Raw genomic sequence first — 20,103 nt, 5'->3', positions numbered from 1 at the left:
AACATCACTTTCTTGTTTTATAACAATAATCCTGGATTTGATAATAAATATGCAACATAATGTACAAACTTACTTGCTTCAGTAATATCAATCACAGCTTCATTATAACCAAGGGTAATTATCATAATATCACGAATTGTAATATCGTTTTTTTCAACAACAACTGGTTTTTTAAAGATAATTCCCATTGCAATTCCAGCAACATTGTCTTCTGGAATGGTAAAAGTTCCCCGCATAATTCCATATTCACCATAATTTACAATTGAAAATGATGCATCTTGATAATCTTTGTCGGTTAATTTATCATTAATAGTTTGTTCAATTAATTTTGTTGCTTTTACCGCAATTTCTTTAATTGATTCATTTTTTAAATTAGATAAAACAGGCATTTTAATCCCCGCATCAATATCAACACTAAAAGCAATATTATAAAATCATTTTAATAAAAGGGCATGTTCTTTACTAATAAATGATGCATTTAAAATTGGGAATTTTTTTAAACCCTCATAAACTGCCTTAATATAAAATGGTAATAATGTTAATTCAAGCTCATTTGATAAATATGCTTCTCGCATGATTGATAATAAACTAACTAATTCACTAACATCAACCTCAACATCAATAAAACTATGAGCAATATTCTTTCTGCTTTCCATAATTACTTTTGCCCGGGTGATTGCTTGATGATTTAATTTAATTTGGTCAGCTTGTAATATTTTACCATTATGGTCAAGAACTGCTTTGTCTGGCATATGTTCTGATGTTTCAACATGTGATTTTGAATGTCCTGCCGAATGTGCTTTTGTTTCAACAGAATGCGAAGCAGATTCACTATGACCACTATGTACCTTTGAATGTGAAGCAGCATGATGTGTTTTTACTTCTTCATCATGTTTTACTTCTTTATGGTGAACCGTAGATGTTGAATGAGACCCAGCATGTGCATGTGGTTTTGGGTGCGAAACAGTTTCTGAACCAGAACTAGCATCTTCATCAACATGAGAGCTCAAATGAGTTACTGGTTTTGAATGCGAAAAATGTGTTTTTAAACCTTCAGAGGTGTCAGAATGCAAAACCGGGTGCGTTTCAGAATGAGCAGAATGTCCTTTTACTTCTGTTCGATCTGGAGCAGATTCACTATGACTACTATGGGTCTTTGGATCCGAAACAGAATGATGTGTTTTTACTGGCTCATCATGTTTTACTTCTTTATGATGGATTGTAGACATTGTGTGAGATTCTGTATGAGGTTTTGGTTCTCTATGATAAACAACAGATTCTGAATGATGAGGATGGGATTCGGAAGGTCCATTATCATATTGTTTTGTTGAAACTACGTCTGTTACCCTTAAAACATCATATCCTAACTTTGAATCAGTCTTCATTTCATCAATATTTGAGGCAGATAAAGCAATATCTTCTCCCAACTCTTCTAATGTTAAATCTTCACTAAAATAAATTGTTTCGGGATTATCATCATCTAAAATTAATTCTTTTTCATTACTTTCTTGATTTAACTCTTCTTGAATATCTGTATACATACGGTGAATCAACGTATTTGATATTTCATCATAGTTTTGCGTTTTTTCTTTCATTTCTGCTGATAATGCTAAGTCTCGCTCTAAATGTGCAATATCTTCAATAATTTCTTCTTGAATATTAATTGTTTCTAAATCATCTTTAACTGTTGTTAAATTGTCTTTTAATTGGCCAAGATCCTTTTTCAAGGTTTCAATATTATTTTCATTTGGAATATTTTCAATAACATTTTCAACTTTATCTTTTAATAAAAATGATGTTGTACTAACATTATCTTGAAATAAATTTTGTTTCTCTTGTTGCGGTGTTGTTCCTTCTGAGTTTAGCTCAATTGTCGGTTCAAAATCATTTTTAGGGTTTTCACCGGTAACTTCACGAGCTAATAATGTTTCAATTAATTCTTCACGAAAAATTTCAGTTTCTGATTTTTTAATATCAATTGATGGATTATTAGCTGCATTATATCTTGATGAACCAAGAAAAGAACTAGTATTATAATCTTGACTAGTTTCATATTTTTGGTCATTAAGAGCGGGTTCTAGTGGCACAATTTCTAATAAAAAATCGCCACTATTAATAACTTTATTTTCATAAGCAATAAGATTTTGTACTTCACCAGCTTCTGGCGTTTTTATTTCATATACTTTATTTTGAGTGATGACATTAACGATTTTATCTCCTGCTTGCACCTTTTGTTGATTTTTAGCAAAAAGTTTATCGATAATACCTTTACGATTGTCATCAGCTTCAAATATAATCTTTGCCATTTAGTAACCCCCTATTTTCTAAATATATCTTAGCATACTTTTAAGTATTTAAATAATTAGTTTCTAATTCTTGATACATTGCTTCCATTTTTGCTTTTGCTTGTTCATTTGTTTTATCAACACAAACAAAGTAAAACTTAATTTTTGGTTCTGTCCCACTTGCCCGAACAGCAAATCAACTACCATCTTCAAAATAAAATTTTAGTAAATCTTGTCCTGGCATATTATATAACCCGTTTAGATAATCTTCCTTTTTAATACATTTAATTCCGTTTAAACTAGCAATCTCTTCTTGTCGCAATTTTTGCAACATCCTCTTAATAATTGTCTTTCCATCAACACTATCACGAACCAAATTAACGGTATTACAGTAAAAATATCCAAATTTATCATATTGTTCAACTAAGACATCAAAAAGTGTTTTTCCTTGTTGATGATAATATCAACAAGCTTCAGCTAATACCACCGATGATTGAATTCCATCTTTATCACGAGTAATATCTTTTAAAACATAACCATATGCTTCTTCAAAACCAAATAAAAACTGAACTCCGTTGCTATCTGCTTTACTCATTTGATCACCAATTCATTTAAAACCAGTTAATGTTTTAATAACCTTAACACCATAACTTTCAGCAACTTTATCTGATAAATTACCGGTGACAAAAGTATTATATAATACACCATTTTGAGGTAGTGTGTTGCTCTTTTTATAATGTGAAAATAAATATTCAATTAAAACTGGGGCAGTTTCATTCCCTGTCATTAAGTAGTATTCCTTATCCGCAATCTTAACCCCAATTCCCAACCGATCAGCATCTGGATCATTTAAAATAATAACATCCGCATCAACCTTTTTGGCATATTTTAATGCTAAATCATAACATTCAGTTAATTCTGGATTTGGATTAGGCGCAAAAGTAAAATTAGGGTCATTGGCAAATTGTTCTTCAACAATAATAACTTCATATCCACAGTCTTGTAAAATTCGTGGTGTTCAGTCTTTACTTGTGCCATGTAAATTAGAAAAAACAATTTTAATATTACGTTTTTGATTTGGATAAAACTGCATTGCTTTAACATCGGCAATATAATTTTCTTCAATTGTTAAAGAAACATTAGTAATTAAACTTGGATCTGGTTTTAATGTTAAATTAAAAACTTCTTCTTTAATTTTCAAATAATTTGCTCCAATAATATCGGTTGCCACTGGTAAAAATTGGCAACCATTATGATCATAAATCTTATAACCATTGTACTCACGTGAATTATGACTAGCTGTAATAATGACCCCGGCAGCAGCTTTTATTTTACGAACAATATAGGAAACAACTGGTGTTGGTCGTACATCATTATTATTAAATAAAATTGCTTTAATATTATTAGTAGCAAAAATATCAGCAACCTCTTGTGCAAACTCAGTAGAAAAATGACGATTATCATGGCCAATTACGACACCCTTTGTTTTTAAATCAGTTTCTGAATAAATTTTCTTTAAATATTGCATAAATGCCAATGTTGCTCTTCTAATTGTATATAAATTCATTTTGCCCGTTCCAGGACCAAGTAATCCTCGTAACCCAGCTGTTCCAAATTCCAGATCATTCGAAAAAGCAGCAATTAATTCAACCTCAGACATTTGTTGAAATTCAGTTGCTAATGTTGGATCTAAGTTTTTAGCATTTTTCCATAACTTTAAATTATCTAAATATGACATATCAATTCTCCTTTAAAATCACCTTTTTAACAATTTTATTTTATAATATTTATAACAAATTACTAGTAAATCACTATTTATTTTCAATAATGTTATTAATAAAAAATAATCTTCATAAAGAAGATTATTTTAAATTGGTAATTCAAAGTCATAGATTTTTCCCTCAATAATATAAATTAAAGTTTCTGCAATGTTAATAATATGTGTTCCTGCTCGTTCAATTGAACGTAATTGTTGCATTGTTAGTGTAATAACTTTAATTTCTTCTTTAGTTTTTGCTTCTCGGATTTTTTCAATTAATGCATCATTTTCAACTTTATAAAGTTTATCCAATTCAGTATCATATTTTAAAATATTATATGCCGATTCAATTCGTTCTTCTTCAAAAATATTTGATACTTCAGTTAGCATTTCAATAACTTTAGCAACTAATTTTTTTAAAAAATTAATTAATTTAGTTGAGGGTTTATATTTAATATAGTAGCGACAAATACTTTTTGCATAGTCAGCAATCCGTTCAACCTCTTTAACAATTAAGATAAAACCAACTGCTCGTCGCAAATCTTTTGCTACCATTTGTTGTTTTGCAATTTTTCATAATGAAACTTCAATAAAAGCTTCTTGCATTTTATTAATTGTCTCATCAGAAGAAATCACATTTTTCCCAAGTTCAATATCATTTCCCTCAAGACACTTAACCATATCATCATATTGATTTTTTGTCATCGCAATAATATCAATAATCATTTGTTTTGTTTGGGCTAGATCATTTTCAATTTTAACGCTCATCGTTTCCTTCCTTCTCCTTTCTGTCATTATTCAAAACGACCAGTAATATAATCTTCTGTTTTTTTATTAGCCGGACGTGAAAAAATAATCTTAGTTTTATTATATTCAATTAATTTCCCTTTTGCAAAAAAAGCAGTATAATCAGCAACACGTGCTGCTTGTTGCATATGGTGGGTTACTAAAATAATTGTAAAATCTTTTTTCAATTGTGTAATTAATTCTTCAATCTTTGATGTTGATATTGGATCTAACGCACTTGTTGGCTCATCCATTAATAAAATTTTTGGTTTCATCGCAATGGCACGAGCAATACAAAGTCGTTGTTGTTGACCACCTGACAAAGCAAAAGCAGAATCTCTTAAATTATCTTTTACTTCATCTCACAATGCTGCTCGTTTTAAACTTTCAACAACAATACTATTAATAAGTTTTCGATCACGAATCCCTTGGTTTCGTGGTCCATAAGCAACATTATCATAAATGGACATTGGAAATGGTGAAGGTTTTTGAAAAACCATACCAATATCAGTTCTTAATTTGACAATATCTGTTTCAGGACTATAAATATTTTTTCCATTAATTAGAATTTCACCTTTAACAACGGATTTTGGCTCAACATCATTCATTCGATTAAATAATCGTAATAATGTTGATTTCCCCGACCCTGATGAACCAATAAAAGAAGTTACCGTATTTTCTTTAATTTTCATTGAAATGTTAAAAAGGGCTTGTTTATTTCCTTTATAGAAAAAATCAACATGTTTTACTTCAATTAAATCTGGATTATTGTCTGATGAATCAAATGTTGGATTATTAATGATTACTTTCGGATCCATTATTGTTCTCCCTTATTATCATCTTTGTCTTCTTTTGCTGTTTGTTTTTTCTTAGGTCCAATTTTTCTTCAAAAATTAGTAACGTTTTCTTTTTGATGAAGATAGTTTTCTTTTGAAAAGAAAAATTTTAAACTATTAATTCGCATTTTTCACTTCTGCTTAAATCCAATTTTAACATAATTTGGAGCAAATTTTTTCCCTAAAATATGGGCAAAACTATTTGATAACCAAATTAACACCATAATGGCAAAAGCTAATTCAAACATAATCCGCATCGCATCAGCTGTTGCGCCTTCCTTTGATAACATTAAAATTTGCGTTGTCATACTTGCTCCTGGGGACATAAACCCAGCAATTGGCAACCGGACAGCGGTTCCCAATGTTAAATAAACTGGGGCTGACTCCCCAATTACTCGCCCAATTGCTAAGATAATTGCTGTTACAATTCCTGGCATTGCGTTTGGTAAAACAACTTTTAAGGTTGTTGATGTTTTATTTGCCCCTAAAGCTAACGAAGCATTTCGCATTGAATTTTCGACTCCCGCTAAAGCTTCTTCAATACTACGAATCATAATTGGCAAAATAACAATTGTTAAAGTTAATCCTGATGCTAAAACTGATAGGGGCAATCGACAAACACCAATAAAGAATGCTAATCCAAATGTTCCATAAATAATACTTGGTGTTGATGATAAAACATCAATTGCAAAGCGAACTGCTTTGGCAAAAATACTACTTTGACGAGCATATTCATTTAAATAAATCGCAACCATTAAACCTAATGGCACTGCAAAGATCATTGAACAAATAACTAATAACAAGGTGACAAAAAAGGTTGAAAGAATTCCCGCACCGCCATCAAATGTTGAAGTCGAAATTAAGTCGTGCCAAACCATTCCAAATAAACCTTTTCAAATGATAGTAATTAAAATAATTAAGGTAAAAAACACCACAATCACTGTTGATGAAATTAGGAAGAACATTCCTAAACCATCTTTAAATTTTTTAATTCCCCGTGTTTTTTTAATTCGTTCATAAAATAATTTATTAATTTTATTACCATTATATGATTTACTTAAACGTAAACTTTTTGTTGTTTTACGAGTATGATAATTTCGTTTACGCTTATTAAAAGCTTGCGATGAAATAATAAAAATATTAATAATACAAACAATTATAAATAAAACCAAACCAATAGCATATAAAGCTGACTCATACATTGGTCCCGAGTTTTCTAACATTTCTAACCCAATTGTTGAAGCTAATGTCGCAATTGATGAAAAAATAAAATTAAGAAAACCATTCCCAACTTTTAATCCATCAGGTGCATTCCCGGCAATCATCATAACAGCCATTGTTTCCCCAATAATTCGAGCAACCCCCATCATAATGGCTGTAATAATTTTAAACCATGCTGATCGTAACACAATGCGATAAGTGGTATGTGTTTTACTCAAACCTAATGCTAATGATCCAAACCGATATGAATCGGGAACGTTTTCTAACGCATTTATTGATAAAGAAATCATAATTGGTAAACCCATAAATGCTAACGTAATTGATGTTACCAATAAGTTTGATGTTGATGGTGCTCCCATTAACATAAATAACGGTCCTAAAATAGCTAAGGCAAATAACCCAAAAACAACCGAAGGAATTCCTGCTAGCAATTGAATAATTCCTATCACACGACGTTTAATCGTTGGACTTAAATATTCTGAAATATATAATGAAGAAAAAATTGTTAACGGAATTGCAAAAAGTAACGCAATTAATAAAACAAAGAAAGTAGCAATAACAATTCGTCAAATTCCAAATTGATTATTATTAGCATTTCAGGTTTGACCAGATAAAAATCCTCAAAAACCACCTGGATAATGTTGAAAAAAATAAATTGATTTATAAATAATAAAACCAACTAAAGTTAATAAAATTAAAATTGTTAAAATCGCAAAACTATAAATAATAATTTTAGATCCAAAATCAGTTAATTGTTTTCGACCACGAAAATTATTGGCAAAGCAAATACGTCACATGCGCATTTTTTCCCGCACTGGTTTTCTATATGCTGTCATAACTTCTTTAACATCTTTATTTGCCATCGTTAATTCTCCAATCCATTATATTCATAACCAGGATACGCCTGATATTTACCAGGGAATTTTTGTAAAATAGTATCTCAAATACTACTATAATTTGCGCTAAAATTCCATGGAACTTTTTCATTAGGTGTTGCTTTGCCGCTTTTTGCAAATTCTGTATTATTATATTTTCGGAAGAAAATATCATCAAATGTTAAGGGTTCTTCTCCTTCTTCAATATATCAATATGCTGCATCATGAACACTTAATTTAAAATTCGAGTCATAATACGGATTAATCTGACCATTACGCAAATACTGCTTTGTTTTTGCATATGGCAACGGGTCTAACATTCAAGCAATAAAAGCTAATGCCTTATCAAATTGTGAACCACGATAATTAATAATTCCGGTAAATGGTCGGGTTAAAGAATACTTTGGATTAAATTCTAAATTTTTATCAATAATCTTATATGGTAATTCTGGTGTCGTTGTGCTTTGGCCAATCAAACTTGCAATTGATTGTATTCCTAAGCGACTATCATCAATAATTGTTTTAAGATACGAAAACGAAATAAAGCCAATTGATCCTGGCGTAGTTGAAACAGCTTGATACATCGCACCATTTGATGCTGCAACTTGATTTGTATCATAGTTTTTGGTTTTAATTACTGCTGATTCAAAGAAATCTCTTGTTCCACTTCCTGCTTCTCGGGTTAAAGTATAAAACTTATTGCTCCCACCACTACAAGTTAGTTGTGAACCAAAAGCTTGTTGTCAAGTAAAATTAGGATCCGTATAAATTCGACGGATCAATTCTGTTCCTTTTCCACCATAAAAACTTTCAAAATGTAATGAATCTTGCGTAGGATTAATTTGACAACCAGCTGGTAAATGATAAAACAGCACAATATAATCACGGGCAAACACAAAACGAGATGTTTGATAATCTTCTCATAATTGTTGGGCATTAGCACGATTATCACCTTGAGTTGGCGTAGAATTAACATCTTTTGATAAAAACCCAAAAGCATAACTCCCATTTTTAACGCCGACTAAAGCAGCTGCACTTCCTAATGAATTATATAGAATGTCTTCTTTTTTATCACGTTTATACTGCTCGGTAATATTTGCCATCACTTGTGCAACAGAAGTACTTCCCCCCGCGACAATAACATTATTCGCCGAAGCAACTGTTCAAATAACAATTGATATTACTAACACTAAAACAAAACCAATTAAAGTAATCATTTTATGGTTGCTAATCTCTCCTACTAAAGTTTTAAAGAAATTTTTCTTTTCTTGTTTTTTTGAAACAGCTTTAGTAGATTCGTTTGGCTTCATCCGTTAAGTTTCCTCCCGCTGTAATATATTTTTAACTTTGCTCATTTATTTACATTAATTGTATCAAAAAAAATAAAAAATCATAAAATATCTTATGCTTTTTTATTTTCAAAATCTTGAATCATTTCCTCAGCTTGTTGCAATTTAATTCCCACAATCTTTGTTACCCCTTTTTGTTGCATTGTTACCCCATATAAGACATCACAATTTTCCATTGTTCTAACTCGATGAGTAACAACAATAAACTGGGTTGTCTCAACAAACGTACGAATGTATTTAGCAAAACGCTCAACATTTGCTGGATCTAACGGTGCTTCTGCTTCATCTAAAATAACTAACGGAATTGGGCGAACTTTTAAAATCGCAAATAGAACTGATAACGCAACCAATGATTTTTCACCACCAGATAATAAATTTAAATTAGTAATATTTTTTCCCGGTGGTGATACTTTAATATCAACACCAGTTTCTAATAAATTTTCTGGTTCAGTATAAATAATTTTTGCTGACCCACCACCAAATAAAACTTCAAAAGTTGATGGTAAATTTTTATTAACCTCTTTGATTGTTTTATCAAATTGTTCTTCCATAATAGCATCCATTTCATCAATCGACTTTAATAAATTTTTAACTGAATCATTTAAATCATTATATTCATTATTCATAAACTGGAAACGTTCATATTCTTCCTTATACTCATCAATTGCTTCTAAATTAACACTACCAATTTGCGCTAAATCACTTCGTAATTGTTTAATTTCATCACGAATCAAGTCTTCATTATCAATTACTTTTAATTCTAATGTTTTGGCATGATCATATGTCATTTGATACTCTTCTGTTAATCGTGTTAAATTTTGTTGAATTTTAACATTAATAATCGATAAATCAGTGTTGATTTTACTAATTTGGTCTTGTAAAGCGGAAATATAATAACGTTTTTCTGAAATATAATTATTCAATTCATTAATGGTGAATGATTGTTTATCTTTCAAACTATGGGCAACATTTAATTGTTGTTCTAATTTTGTTTTTAAAAGTTCTTTTTGCTTAATTTTATCAACAATATTAAGAACCTCTTGATTTTCTTCTAATTTTGTTTCATCAATATTTTTTGCTGTTAACAAATGGTATTCACTTTGCAATTTCATCTGATTATGCTTAATAATTTCAATTTGCCGCTTTGCCGCACCAATTGAAGCCTGATTTTCAGCAATAATTTCATTAACTTCATCTAATTGATGGCGAATTGTACTTAACTGTTGGATAATTCCTTGTTGTTCATCACCCTTAACTGCTAAATGCCCATTAATTTCATTAAGCTCTTTTTCTGGATTTACAATTGTCATTTTAGTACGGCGCGAACCACCCGAAACAGCTCCTTGTGGGCGAATTACCTCCCCATCCAAAGTAACAATATTGTAACGATATTTTGTTAATCTTCCAACTTCTTGGGCACTATCAAAATCGGCACAAATAATATAACGGCTTAATAAATAATCAATTGCAATGCGATATTCTTTGCTTGTTTTAACTAAATTATTTCCTAAACCTAAATATCCGGGTACTGACTTAATCACAAATTCTTCATCACCGCTAAGAAAACGCGGCGAAATAACATCCAATGGAATAAAAGTTGCCCGTCCAGCGCGATTTTGTTTTAAATATAAAATTGCTCGTTTTGCACTATCAACATTTTTAACTAAAATATCTTGTAACCGCCCCGTTAAAGCTGTCACAATTGCTTGTTCATACTTATTATCAACATTAATTATTTCTTGTACTAACCCAATAATACCAGGTAAAACATTTTTATTGTTGATAATATTTTTAACCCCTTCATGCAAATTATCTTGATTTTCAAACTTATGTTGTGCTCGTTCTAAATCGCTTTCTAAACGAACGATTGTTTTATTAATTGCCCCTAGATTCTCATTTAATTTAGCTTGAATTACATTAAAATCATTGCGCTGATTACGATATTCAAGTTGTTGTTTTTCCAAAATTTCTAATTTTTCTTGTTCATTTTGGAGATTAAAAGTTAGTTCATTGTAATCACTAAGCATATTAGTAATTGTGATATCATTATTTGACATTTTTAAAGCAGCTTCTTTATTATCTAATTCAATTTTATGAACTTTTAAATCACTAATTTCTGAAACTAAACTCTGAAATTCTCTACTTAAAGTACTAATTTTTGTATCTAAGTTAAAATTTTCTTTATTCAATTCATTATATTCAATTTCTTTATTTTTTAATTCACGATCTGCTTCTTGTTTTGTACTTGTAATTGTTTTTTGTTGTTCACGTAATTCAAATAATTTATCATTAAAAAAAGTAATATCCTTAACCAAAACTGCTAATTCAATTTCATTTAATTTATCCTTTAAGGTAGTATATTTTAAAGCTTTTTCACTTTGACATTTTAAACTTGGTAACTTTCGTTCAATTTCATTTAAAATATCTTTTAGACGAGCTAAATTTTCATTTGAACGTTCTAATTTTTTTAATGATTCTAATTTTCGTCGTTTGTATTTTAAAACCCCCGCCGCTTCTTCAAATAAAGTACGACGATCTAATGGTTTTGCTTCTGCAAAAACATTAATATTGCCTTGTGAAATAATAGCTAATGATGATTTTGTTAAACCACTATCCATCGCAAAATCTTGCACATCTTTTAAACATACCCGTTGTTTGTTAATAAAATATTCATTTTCTCCTGTTCCTCGAAAAACACGACGAACAATTTCAATCTCATCATAATCCATTGCAAAAATTCGTTTTGTATTATCAAAAGTTAATTTTACTTCTGCCATATTTAAAGCTGATTTTGTTTCAGAACCATTAAAGATAACATCTTCACTATTATTTCCACGCAGTGATTTAATTGATTGTTCACCTAAACATCAACGAATTGCATCATTAATATTTGATTTTCCACTCCCATTAGGTCCAACAATTCCAATCATTTCATGATCAAAATTGACAGTTAATGGGTCAGCAAATGACTTAAATCCAAACGCCTCCAGTTTTTTCAAAAATAGCACTGATTTTCACTTCCTTAAAATTTAACCTAATAACAAACTGAATTATTCCTTATTAATTATTCTATAAAAGTTAACTATTTGCAACTAAATTTTTTAAAATCATTGATAAATAACAAAATTAGGGAAATAATTTTTACAATAAAAAAAGTTAAAGCAATTTTTTTGCAGATTATTAAGGATATAATGAAGCCGGTTATAAAATAAGTGAGAATTAACCACCCTCATCTCAGAACCAATAATTTAAGAAAGAAGATGTAACTATGAAAAAAATACTGGTTCTTTTTACTAGTCTAGCAATGGCTAGCACAAGTACAATTAGTACAATCGTTATCAATAATAAAAATAATAATGTTGAAGTTACCAATGGTGTTGATGTTAAAAATGGTGAATTTCCATAATATGGTCTTATAAGTAATAAGGGCGCACCAATTACAACCACCGGAATTGGTGGTGGTGTTTTAATTTCTCCAAATTGACTTTTAACAGCAGCGCATGTTGCTAGTGATTTTCAATTTGCACAGTTACCAATGCAAGTTACATTTGGCCTTTATGATAAAGTAACACCTTATCAACCAGAAACGGTATATGCTAACCAATATTTTGTCTATGGTGGCAGTCATTATGATATGAAAAAGATATTGTTCTAGTTAAATTAGATCATCCCGTTACTGATATTACACCAATTCAAGTTGCAAATAAATCACAAATCCCCCAAGCAGGACAAAATGCAATTGTAACTGGTTTTGGAATTAGTGGTCTTGATTCACAAGGACAACCAATTTGACCAACACATATGAAAAAAGCATTAATGCCAATTCAAGACCCCGCAATTGCGAAAGACCCAAAATACCAAATTTCTGATTTTGATCAAAATTATGATTTTTTAGGTGAAACAATTACTGGCAAAAGAATAAGCTCTGCCCTTGGTGATAGTGGTGGTCCTGTAATTCAAAAAATTAATAACCAATGAGTAACAGAAGGAATTGTTAGCCACGGTGTTTATGATTGAACAACACCATTACCAACTGTTTTTACTGCTGTTGGAGCTTTTAGTGATTGAATTCAAAATATTATTAAAAATAATTAACCTACACATTAATATTCAAAAAATATATTAAAAAAAGCAATATTTATTGCTTTTTTTCTTTTATTAGACTTCTTGCGATACCCTTTTTTATTAAAATATTATTATAAAATATAATTTATGAGGACATAAAAATATGAACAATAATAAATTTAATACTCTTAATGATAGAGAATGGTTAAGATTAACAGGAATAAAAAAATTCACTTTTAATAAAATGTTAGATATTTTAAAAGTTGCTGAAATAGAAAAATTTAAAAAAGGTGGTAAAACTAATAAATTATCATTAGAAAATAGATTATTGATGACTTTATTATATTGACGAGAATATCAGACTTATTTTCATCTTGGTAAAAGTTTTGATATTAGTGAGGCTAATTGTTATCGTAATATTAAGTGAATTGAAGATATTTTAATTAAAAACTCTGATTTTCAACAACTTGCTGGTAAAAAAGCACTAATAAATGATTATTTTAATGATAAAACTATTATTATTGATGCTACCGAAACTCCAATCCAACGCCCAAAAAAAGACAAAAACAATCTTATTCTGGTAAAAAGAAAAAACACACGATCAAAACACAAGTAATTATCGAACAAGAAACCAAAAAAATTATTGCAACAAGTTTTTCGCTCGGAAAAAAACATGATTATGCTTTATTTAAAGAATCAAAAATCCCAATTTTAAAAAATACCAAATTAATAGTTGATAGTGGTTATCAAGGAATACAAAAAAATCACAATAATGTTCTAATACCTACAAAGAAAACAAAGAAAAACCCTTTAAACAAAGAACAAAAGCAATATAATAGACTAGTTTCAAAAATGAGAATTATTATTGAAAATATTTTTGCTATTCTTAAAAAATTTAAAATTATTACAGAAAAATATCGTAATCGAAGAAAAAGATTTGGTTTAAGATTTAATTTAATTGCCTCAATTTATAATTTACAATTATTATATTTAACATAAAATATTTATTTAAAATTAAATAATTTAAATAATAAATTAATTTTTCGTTGTGGAAAAATATTAAATTTTTAAATAAAAAACATAATTAATTAAAATTATATTTTTCTATTAGTATCTTTTTTACAAATATTTGCAATTTTTTAACAAGTAATGCAAGAAGTCTATTATAATTTAATCATCTTCGTTATTAGGTTTCTTATTTTTATTATTTTTTTGGTTTTGACTTACTTCTTCTTTTTGTTCATTTTTATCTTTTACTTTTTTGGGCGGTCTTTTTTCTTTTTAATAATTAGCTTGATTTTTTCTCACCATATAAAACCATTATTTTGATGATCTGGTAGAAGTAAGTTTAAGAAAATTCCAACAAAAGCAGCTAAAGCAACTCCCGTAAATTGTAAATTACCACTACCAATATTAAAGTTAAAAATTGCTCCCCCCAATCCTAAGACTAACATAATTGCTGTTACAAAGACATTTTTCATATTGGTATAATCAATCCGATTATTAATTAAAACACGAATTCCATTTGTTGCAATTAAACCAAACATAATCATACTAATACCACCCATACATAACTGGACCTGGTAGCATTTGAACCAACTGGTTAACCGGGGCAATAAAAGATAACACGATCGCAAACAGGGCAGCGAATCCCGTTACTCACACTGAAGCAATTCTTGTCATTCCAACAACCGAGGCATTTTCACCATAAGTTGTGTTTGCAGGACCTCCTATTAAGCCATCAAAAATAATTGAAACCCCATCTGCAACTAATGTTCGATGCATTCCAGGATCTTTAACAAAATTCTTACCTGTCATTTGTCCCATACTAATATGATCACCAATATGTTCAGCAATGGCAATAATTGCCAAGGGACTAATTGCTAAAATTGCTGGGACAATATTACTTGCTTTTAAATCTCAAATTTTTTTAAAAGAAGGATATCACTGTCATTGACTTGGGTCACTAATTTTTGAAGTGTCTAAAATATGATATTGAGTTCCAATTGCAAAATGCAAAATAACACATAATAAATAACCCATTATAACCCCAATAATAACTAGTACTACTTTTGCAAATCCCTTACATTTTAAAGCAATAATTGCCGTTACCAAAAAAGTAAAAACTGCAATCCCAATTCCAATTCAATGTGAATAACTTTCTTTTCAAGCTGCTGGATTAAATCCAGTATTATTAATAGCACTCGGAGCAACTGACATTCCAATAATAATAATTAATGGTCCAACAATAACTGCTGGCAATAGTCGTTCTAAAAATTTATTACCAATAAAATATACTAAAACTCCAAATGTAATATAAATAACTCCAACCATCATTACGGCAATAAAAATAGCATTTCCATACAAAGGATAACAAACCCCCATTGCTCCAATATAGGCAAATGAACTTCCTAAATACATTGGCACTTTTGCTGCCGTAATGGCAATGTAAATTAATGTTCCAACACCCGAGCAAAATAAAGCCATTGAAATATTCATAACTTCAACACCAGCTGTTTGATTAATAATCAACGGCACTAACACTGTGGAACCAAACATTGCAAAAACATGTTGCAAGGATAAAATTGATCATTAGACTTCTTGCATTACTTGTTAAAAAATTGCAAATATTTGTAAAAAAGATACTAATAGAAAAATATAATTTTAATTAATTATGTTTTTTATTTAAAAATTTAATATTTTTCCACAACGAAAAATTAATTTATTATTTAAATTATTTAATTTTAAATAAATATTTTATGTTAAATATAATAATTGTAAATTATAAATTGAGGCAATTAAATTAAATCTTAAACCAAATCTTTTTCTTCGATTACGATATTTTTCTGTAATAATTTTAAATTTTTTAAGAATAGCAAAAATATTTTCAATAATAATTCTCATTTTTGAAACTAGTCTATTATATTGCTTTTGTTCTTTGTTTAAAGGGTTTTTCTTTGTTTTCTTTGTAGGTATTAGAACATTATTGTGATTTTTTTGTATTCCTTGATAACCACTATCAACTATTAATTTGGTATTTTTTAAAATTGGGATTTTTGATTCTTTAAATAAAGCATAATCATGTTTTTTTCCGAGCGAAAAACTTGTTGCAATAATTTTTTTGGTTTCTTGTTCGATAATTACTTGTGTTTTGATCGTGTGTTTTTTCTTTTTACCATGTAAATTGTAAATGCCAAACCATAAAAAGTTAACTATCAATTTAGTTAACTTTTTTAAGTTAGTTTTAAGGAGTTGAAATTATGCAAACAAAGCAATATTTGATTTTGCGGTCGTTAGTGAAAAAGTACGGTAAAGATAATGTTATTAATACTGTCAATAAGATTGCAAAAGATATTGAAATTAAAAAGTAAAAGAATAAATTATTCCGCGTAATTTATTAGCGGATAATTTATTCAATAATGTTTTTTAATGGAGCAAAGCGACAACGAGCGGAGCGAGTTTGCAAATTTCAATTTTTTAATTTATTGAAAGGAGATATATTATGCCCGGTTGATTAACGACAATATTTAGTGTTGTTATTATATTAGGTATTTTTGCTTGAATTGGTTTATCGATTTATCAAAAAATTCGTCAAATTCGAGGAAAGAAAAAAGATAAAAAAGAAATTGAAAGTAAGGAGGATAAAAAATAATGTTAGGTATGTATTTAACAACAGCGGTTAATTTTTTAGCAGCAGATACGCCTACTATTTCAGATGGAATGGGTTCTATTTGAAGTGGATTAGGACAAGCAATGATGAAAGTTAAAGAAGCAATTTATGCTGTATTACCACAATTAATGACCTTTTTAGGTGATGCGTGAATTATTTTAATTCCATTTGGTATTTTTGTTATCATTAAGATTTTAAACTTTTTCCGTGTTATGGTTAAAGGATTTTAATATTTATTATAACTAATTATTTGTATTAGTTAAGGCACACTAGTTTATTTATATTTTATTAATTTATTATTTTATATAACTATTATTTTAAACTTAATAGTATTTTTCAGTGTGCCAATTTTTATCATTTTTATATTTAACAATGTTTATTAACAGTGTTTATTTAACAATAGATAAGCAATATTTAACAATATTTATAACATTGTTAATTAGAAACAATGTTTATTAAGGAGTTGATAAAATTGAGTAATTTTGTTAAGAAAAATCAAAATGTAGAAAATTATTTTATTCGTAAAGAATTGATAGTTTTTGAAACAGAAAAAGCAAGTTTTATAAATTTACCTAATCATAATCGCCATATTTGTTTTTGATTGAGTAATAAGTTTATTTATCCGAGTGAAAAACACTCAGAACAAGTAGCAATCGGTTTGATTTATGATAATTCTTATCCTATTGTAAAATATGATGAAAATTTAAAACGTCATGTATGAAAGTATTTAACTGGAACAGAATTAATAAATTTATACAATCAATATAAACAAAATTATTTTACACAAATGAAAAAAGCTTTATTTCAAAATGAACCTAAAAAAGTAAAAACGACTAACAATAATTTAACAAATTGAAGTGATGAAAAAGAACAACAATTAATTAAAGACCTAGAAAGTTTAAATTAAATGAGTTTATATGACTATTGAGTTCAATTTGTTAGTTATATTATTGGTTCAAATGCCCCTGAATTTTTATATGTTATATCTTTTGTATTATTTATTGTTTTATTTTTTGGAATATTTTTTAAACTTATTCAAAAAATGTGGAGTTTTTAAAAATGCAAAATGATTGAGAAAAATTAAAAGAGTTTTTTATTCATATATTTTTGTTTATTGACAAATTTAACGTTGAAAGTATTACAACTTGAAATTTAACACAAAATGAATATTTAACTCTTATGATTGGTATTTGAATTGTAATTTTATTTTTAACGTGGTTTTTATTGTGAATGGTTTTTAAAATAGTTAGTTGTTTTAAATAATTAAATTTTGTTATTATTATGGTTTTCTCTCCCCACAAAATTTTAAAATCTTTTTTTGAATATAATATATATTTTTATTATGAATGCAATAATTATTAATATAAATAATGTTGTAAAAAATATTTCTTTTGCATTTATTTGACTAATATTTTTAAATATTCATTTTACAAAATTAATTGTAGTAATTAATTTCTCGATAGGATTGATTAAAAAGTTTATAATTCCAATAATAGGCAATAATATTGAAATTATTTTTAAAATTTTCTTAATTTTTATCACTTTCTTTTTTGATTTGTGGGGAGAGAAAACCATAATAATACTAGTTTAATTATAAATAACTATTGGAGGTAAAATGAAAAAGTTCATATTTTTCTTAAAAAATTATTGTTATATTAGTGGTTCAATGATTTTGTTTAGTTTAATTGATTTATTACTTTGGATAATTTCATTAAATTATACTGGTTTAATATTTTGATTATTATTTGCTTTACAATGTGTTTATTTTGTTTGATGAGTATGAAAAAACATATTTTATCAGTTGAATGCTTTTCGGTTAGTTAATTTTGTTTGAGATAATCCGTTATCGGTAATTATTGGTAAGTTAGGAACGGGTAAAACTTTACTTTTAACTTATTTATCACAAACTATGAAATTATTAACAGATAAGATTTATATTAATTATCCGTTAGAAGATGATAAAGTTAAGGTTTTAACATTTAAAAATTTAGATTTTACAGATAGAACAAAACCGGTTCCTCCTGATGATAGTGTTATTTTATTTGATGAAAGTTATTTATATATTGATGGAACTAGTCCCCACGATGAGAAAAAAGTTCATAGTGGTAAGATTCCGTGAATTGTTTTAGCAAGACATTTTGGTAATCGTGCTTTGTTTACTGCTCAGCGTGAGGGTATGATTTGGAACAATATTCGGCAATTAGCAAGTGGTATTATTATTCCAATTTCATTGAAAAAACCTATTGTTAAAAAAGGATTTAATTTTTTTAATCGTTTCTTTATTATGCGAATTGGTATTTTTCAAGATATTACGGATTATGAAATTTGAAAGACAAAATCAGTAGAACGAACAGCAGAAGGTAAACGAGCAAAACATAAATCTGATGTTGGTTTAGGAATCGGGTTTTTTAAGATAATTATTACGTTAGAATTTGCACAGAAATATGATAGTCAATGATTAAAGTTTGTTCGTGATTTAAAAAATGATGAAATAGTTAATAAAAAAGAATATTATTGGTCAGAAATTACTAAATTAAGTGTTAAAGAGCGTTTAACATTGTTTGATATTGATATTTTGAAAAAGAATTTAAAACCTAAAAAAGAAAAAGGAAGTGGTAAAGATGATTAATTTATTATCAGAAAGTAGTAATTGAGATAAAATTTTTAGTTTTATTTTTGATGTATTTTTGTTTATTTTTGATGTAATTTGAAATACTAAATTGCCAATGACAAATACAACAATTGCTTATTTTATTATCTTTTTTATGGTTGTTAAGTTATCGATTTATGCTATTCACGGAACAAGAACCCAATATAACGAATTAGGTTCAACAGTACAAACGGGGGTATCAAATATTTATTCTACGACTGCTCGTGGAGTATCAGATACTAAACAAGGTATGCAAAAACATTTTAAAGAGCGTAAACAGTTTAAAATTAATCGTAATAAACAACAATTATCAAGTTTAGCAAAACAAGCAAAAACAAGAGAACAAGGATATCGGAGAGTGAATAAATAATGATTAGATTAGTTTTATTGGTTGCGGCAATCGCTATTTTTGGTACTGGTTTTATTACGGTGATTATAAATCAATTAACATCAGCAAAAAATATCATTATGGATTTATATAACTCAGATACTTTTTTACTTTCTTTATTTGGTAAAATGGCAATTTTGTTTAGTCATCCGTTAATGCTTACAATATCAAGTTTATATATTTTAGGTTTTATTGTTTCAAAAACATTATATAGTTAGG

The 20,103-nt window shown here is 28.2% G+C and carries 21 protein-coding genes; 11 read left to right on the top strand and 10 right to left on the bottom strand.

Annotated elements, in window-relative coordinates:
• Positions 1–17 precede the first annotated feature (17 nt).
• The 7 genes from MSROBK_RS02835 to MSROBK_RS02805 all read right to left on the bottom strand — a co-directional run bounded on the left by MSROBK_RS02835 (position 18) and on the right by MSROBK_RS02805 (position 12,119).
• Positions 18–2,306 (bottom strand): 2-oxo acid dehydrogenase subunit E2, encoded by a 2,289-nt coding sequence (locus MSROBK_RS02835; protein ID WP_040093002.1) that lies wholly within the window; start codon positions 2,304–2,306, stop codon positions 18–20.
• A gap of 40 nt (positions 2,307–2,346) precedes the next feature.
• Positions 2,347–4,023 carry a phospho-sugar mutase gene (locus MSROBK_RS02830; RefSeq protein WP_040093001.1) on the bottom strand — a complete coding sequence of 559 codons (1,677 nt, stop codon included), beginning with the start codon at positions 4,021–4,023 and terminating at the stop codon, positions 2,347–2,349.
• Between the two features lie 129 nt (positions 4,024–4,152).
• Entirely contained in the window at positions 4,153–4,812 is a 660-nt protein-coding gene (gene phoU, locus MSROBK_RS02825; protein WP_040092999.1) for a phosphate signaling complex protein PhoU, read from the bottom strand.
• Between the two features lie 26 nt (positions 4,813–4,838).
• Positions 4,839–5,648, bottom strand: coding sequence for a phosphate ABC transporter ATP-binding protein PstB (gene pstB / locus MSROBK_RS02820; RefSeq protein ID WP_040092998.1), 810 nt, complete (start codon positions 5,646–5,648; stop codon positions 4,839–4,841).
• Entirely contained in the window at positions 5,648–7,750 is a 2,103-nt protein-coding gene (gene pstA / locus MSROBK_RS02815; protein ID WP_040092997.1) for a phosphate ABC transporter permease PstA, read from the bottom strand. Before pstA ends, pstB begins: the two co-directional genes overlap by 1 nt.
• 2 nt (positions 7,751–7,752) lie before the next feature.
• Positions 7,753–9,072, bottom strand: a complete 1,320-nt coding sequence (ptsS, locus tag MSROBK_RS02810; RefSeq protein ID WP_040092995.1) for a phosphate ABC transporter substrate-binding protein — start codon at positions 9,070–9,072, stop codon at positions 7,753–7,755.
• Positions 9,073–9,164: 92 nt separating this feature from the next.
• A complete protein-coding gene (locus MSROBK_RS02805; RefSeq protein ID WP_040092991.1) occupies positions 9,165–12,119 on the bottom strand; it encodes a chromosome segregation protein SMC in 2,955 nt (984 codons plus the stop codon).
• A 260-nt stretch (positions 12,120–12,379) separates the two neighbouring features.
• On the opposite strand from MSROBK_RS02805, the gene MSROBK_RS02800 reads away from it, so the two are divergent.
• The 4 genes from MSROBK_RS02800 (at position 12,380) to MSROBK_RS12935 (ending at position 14,175) form a co-directional block, all read left to right on the top strand.
• Positions 12,380–12,517: a hypothetical protein gene (locus MSROBK_RS02800; protein WP_157944223.1), complete on the top strand. Its 138-nt coding sequence runs from the start codon at positions 12,380–12,382 to the stop codon at positions 12,515–12,517.
• Between the two features lie 197 nt (positions 12,518–12,714).
• A complete protein-coding gene (locus tag MSROBK_RS11435) occupies positions 12,715–13,206 on the top strand; it encodes a trypsin-like serine protease (RefSeq protein WP_206780833.1) in 492 nt (163 codons plus the stop codon).
• Between the two features lie 133 nt (positions 13,207–13,339).
• Complete coding sequence (locus tag MSROBK_RS12940) at positions 13,340–13,792, top strand: IS5 family transposase (RefSeq protein WP_040092647.1); 453 nt, start codon at positions 13,340–13,342, stop codon at positions 13,790–13,792.
• Complete coding sequence (locus tag MSROBK_RS12935; RefSeq protein WP_242441474.1) at positions 13,777–14,175, top strand: transposase family protein; 399 nt, start codon at positions 13,777–13,779, stop codon at positions 14,173–14,175. The genes MSROBK_RS12940 and MSROBK_RS12935 overlap by 16 nt, the downstream gene beginning before the upstream one ends.
• Positions 14,176–14,429: 254 nt before the next feature.
• Here MSROBK_RS12935 and MSROBK_RS12060 read toward each other — a convergent pair whose 3' ends face one another.
• The 3 genes from MSROBK_RS12060 to MSROBK_RS02780 all read right to left on the bottom strand — a co-directional run bounded on the left by MSROBK_RS12060 (position 14,430) and on the right by MSROBK_RS02780 (position 16,395).
• On the bottom strand, positions 14,430–14,744 hold the full coding sequence (locus MSROBK_RS12060) for a solute carrier family 23 protein (RefSeq protein ID WP_258267048.1): 315 nt from the start codon (positions 14,742–14,744) through the stop codon (positions 14,430–14,432).
• On the bottom strand, positions 14,731–15,735 hold the full coding sequence (locus MSROBK_RS02785) for a uracil-xanthine permease family protein (RefSeq protein ID WP_258267047.1): 1,005 nt from the start codon (positions 15,733–15,735) through the stop codon (positions 14,731–14,733). The genes MSROBK_RS12060 and MSROBK_RS02785 overlap by 14 nt, the downstream gene beginning before the upstream one ends.
• Positions 15,736–15,933: 198 nt before the next feature.
• Complete coding sequence (locus MSROBK_RS02780; protein ID WP_157944222.1) at positions 15,934–16,395, bottom strand: transposase family protein; 462 nt, start codon at positions 16,393–16,395, stop codon at positions 15,934–15,936.
• A gap of 283 nt (positions 16,396–16,678) precedes the next feature.
• On the opposite strand from MSROBK_RS02780, the gene MSROBK_RS02775 reads away from it, so the two are divergent.
• From MSROBK_RS02775 to MSROBK_RS02745, 7 genes are all read left to right on the top strand, one after another.
• On the top strand, positions 16,679–16,828 hold the full coding sequence (locus MSROBK_RS02775) for a hypothetical protein (RefSeq protein ID WP_084217950.1): 150 nt from the start codon (positions 16,679–16,681) through the stop codon (positions 16,826–16,828).
• A complete protein-coding gene (locus MSROBK_RS02770; RefSeq protein ID WP_040092611.1) occupies positions 16,828–17,076 on the top strand; it encodes a hypothetical protein in 249 nt (82 codons plus the stop codon). The genes MSROBK_RS02775 and MSROBK_RS02770 overlap by 1 nt, the downstream gene beginning before the upstream one ends.
• Positions 17,077–17,318: 242 nt before the next feature.
• Complete coding sequence (locus MSROBK_RS02765; RefSeq protein ID WP_040092988.1) at positions 17,319–17,753, top strand: DUF3627 domain-containing protein; 435 nt, start codon at positions 17,319–17,321, stop codon at positions 17,751–17,753.
• 152 nt (positions 17,754–17,905) lie between these two features.
• Positions 17,906–18,109, top strand: a complete 204-nt coding sequence (locus MSROBK_RS02760) for a DUF2649 family protein (RefSeq protein ID WP_040092609.1) — start codon at positions 17,906–17,908, stop codon at positions 18,107–18,109.
• A gap of 352 nt (positions 18,110–18,461) precedes the next feature.
• The gene (locus tag MSROBK_RS02755; protein WP_040092987.1) at positions 18,462–19,475 is read left to right on the top strand and encodes a hypothetical protein; all 1,014 of its coding nucleotides are present in this window, start codon (positions 18,462–18,464) and stop codon (positions 19,473–19,475) included.
• Positions 19,468–19,866, top strand: a complete 399-nt coding sequence (locus MSROBK_RS02750) for a hypothetical protein (protein WP_040092985.1) — start codon at positions 19,468–19,470, stop codon at positions 19,864–19,866. The genes MSROBK_RS02755 and MSROBK_RS02750 overlap by 8 nt, the downstream gene beginning before the upstream one ends.
• On the top strand, positions 19,866–20,102 hold the full coding sequence (locus tag MSROBK_RS02745; protein WP_040092604.1) for a hypothetical protein: 237 nt from the start codon (positions 19,866–19,868) through the stop codon (positions 20,100–20,102). Before MSROBK_RS02750 ends, MSROBK_RS02745 begins: the two co-directional genes overlap by 1 nt.
• Position 20,103: the final 1 nt, after the last annotated feature.

It is taken from the genome of Spiroplasma poulsonii, from assembly GCF_009866525.1.
Lineage (GTDB): Bacteria > Bacillota_I > Bacilli_A > Mycoplasmatales > Mycoplasmataceae > Spiroplasma > Spiroplasma poulsonii.
The sequence above is the reverse complement of the archived record's forward strand: the minus strand, read 5'-3'. Positions and strand labels throughout refer to the sequence as shown.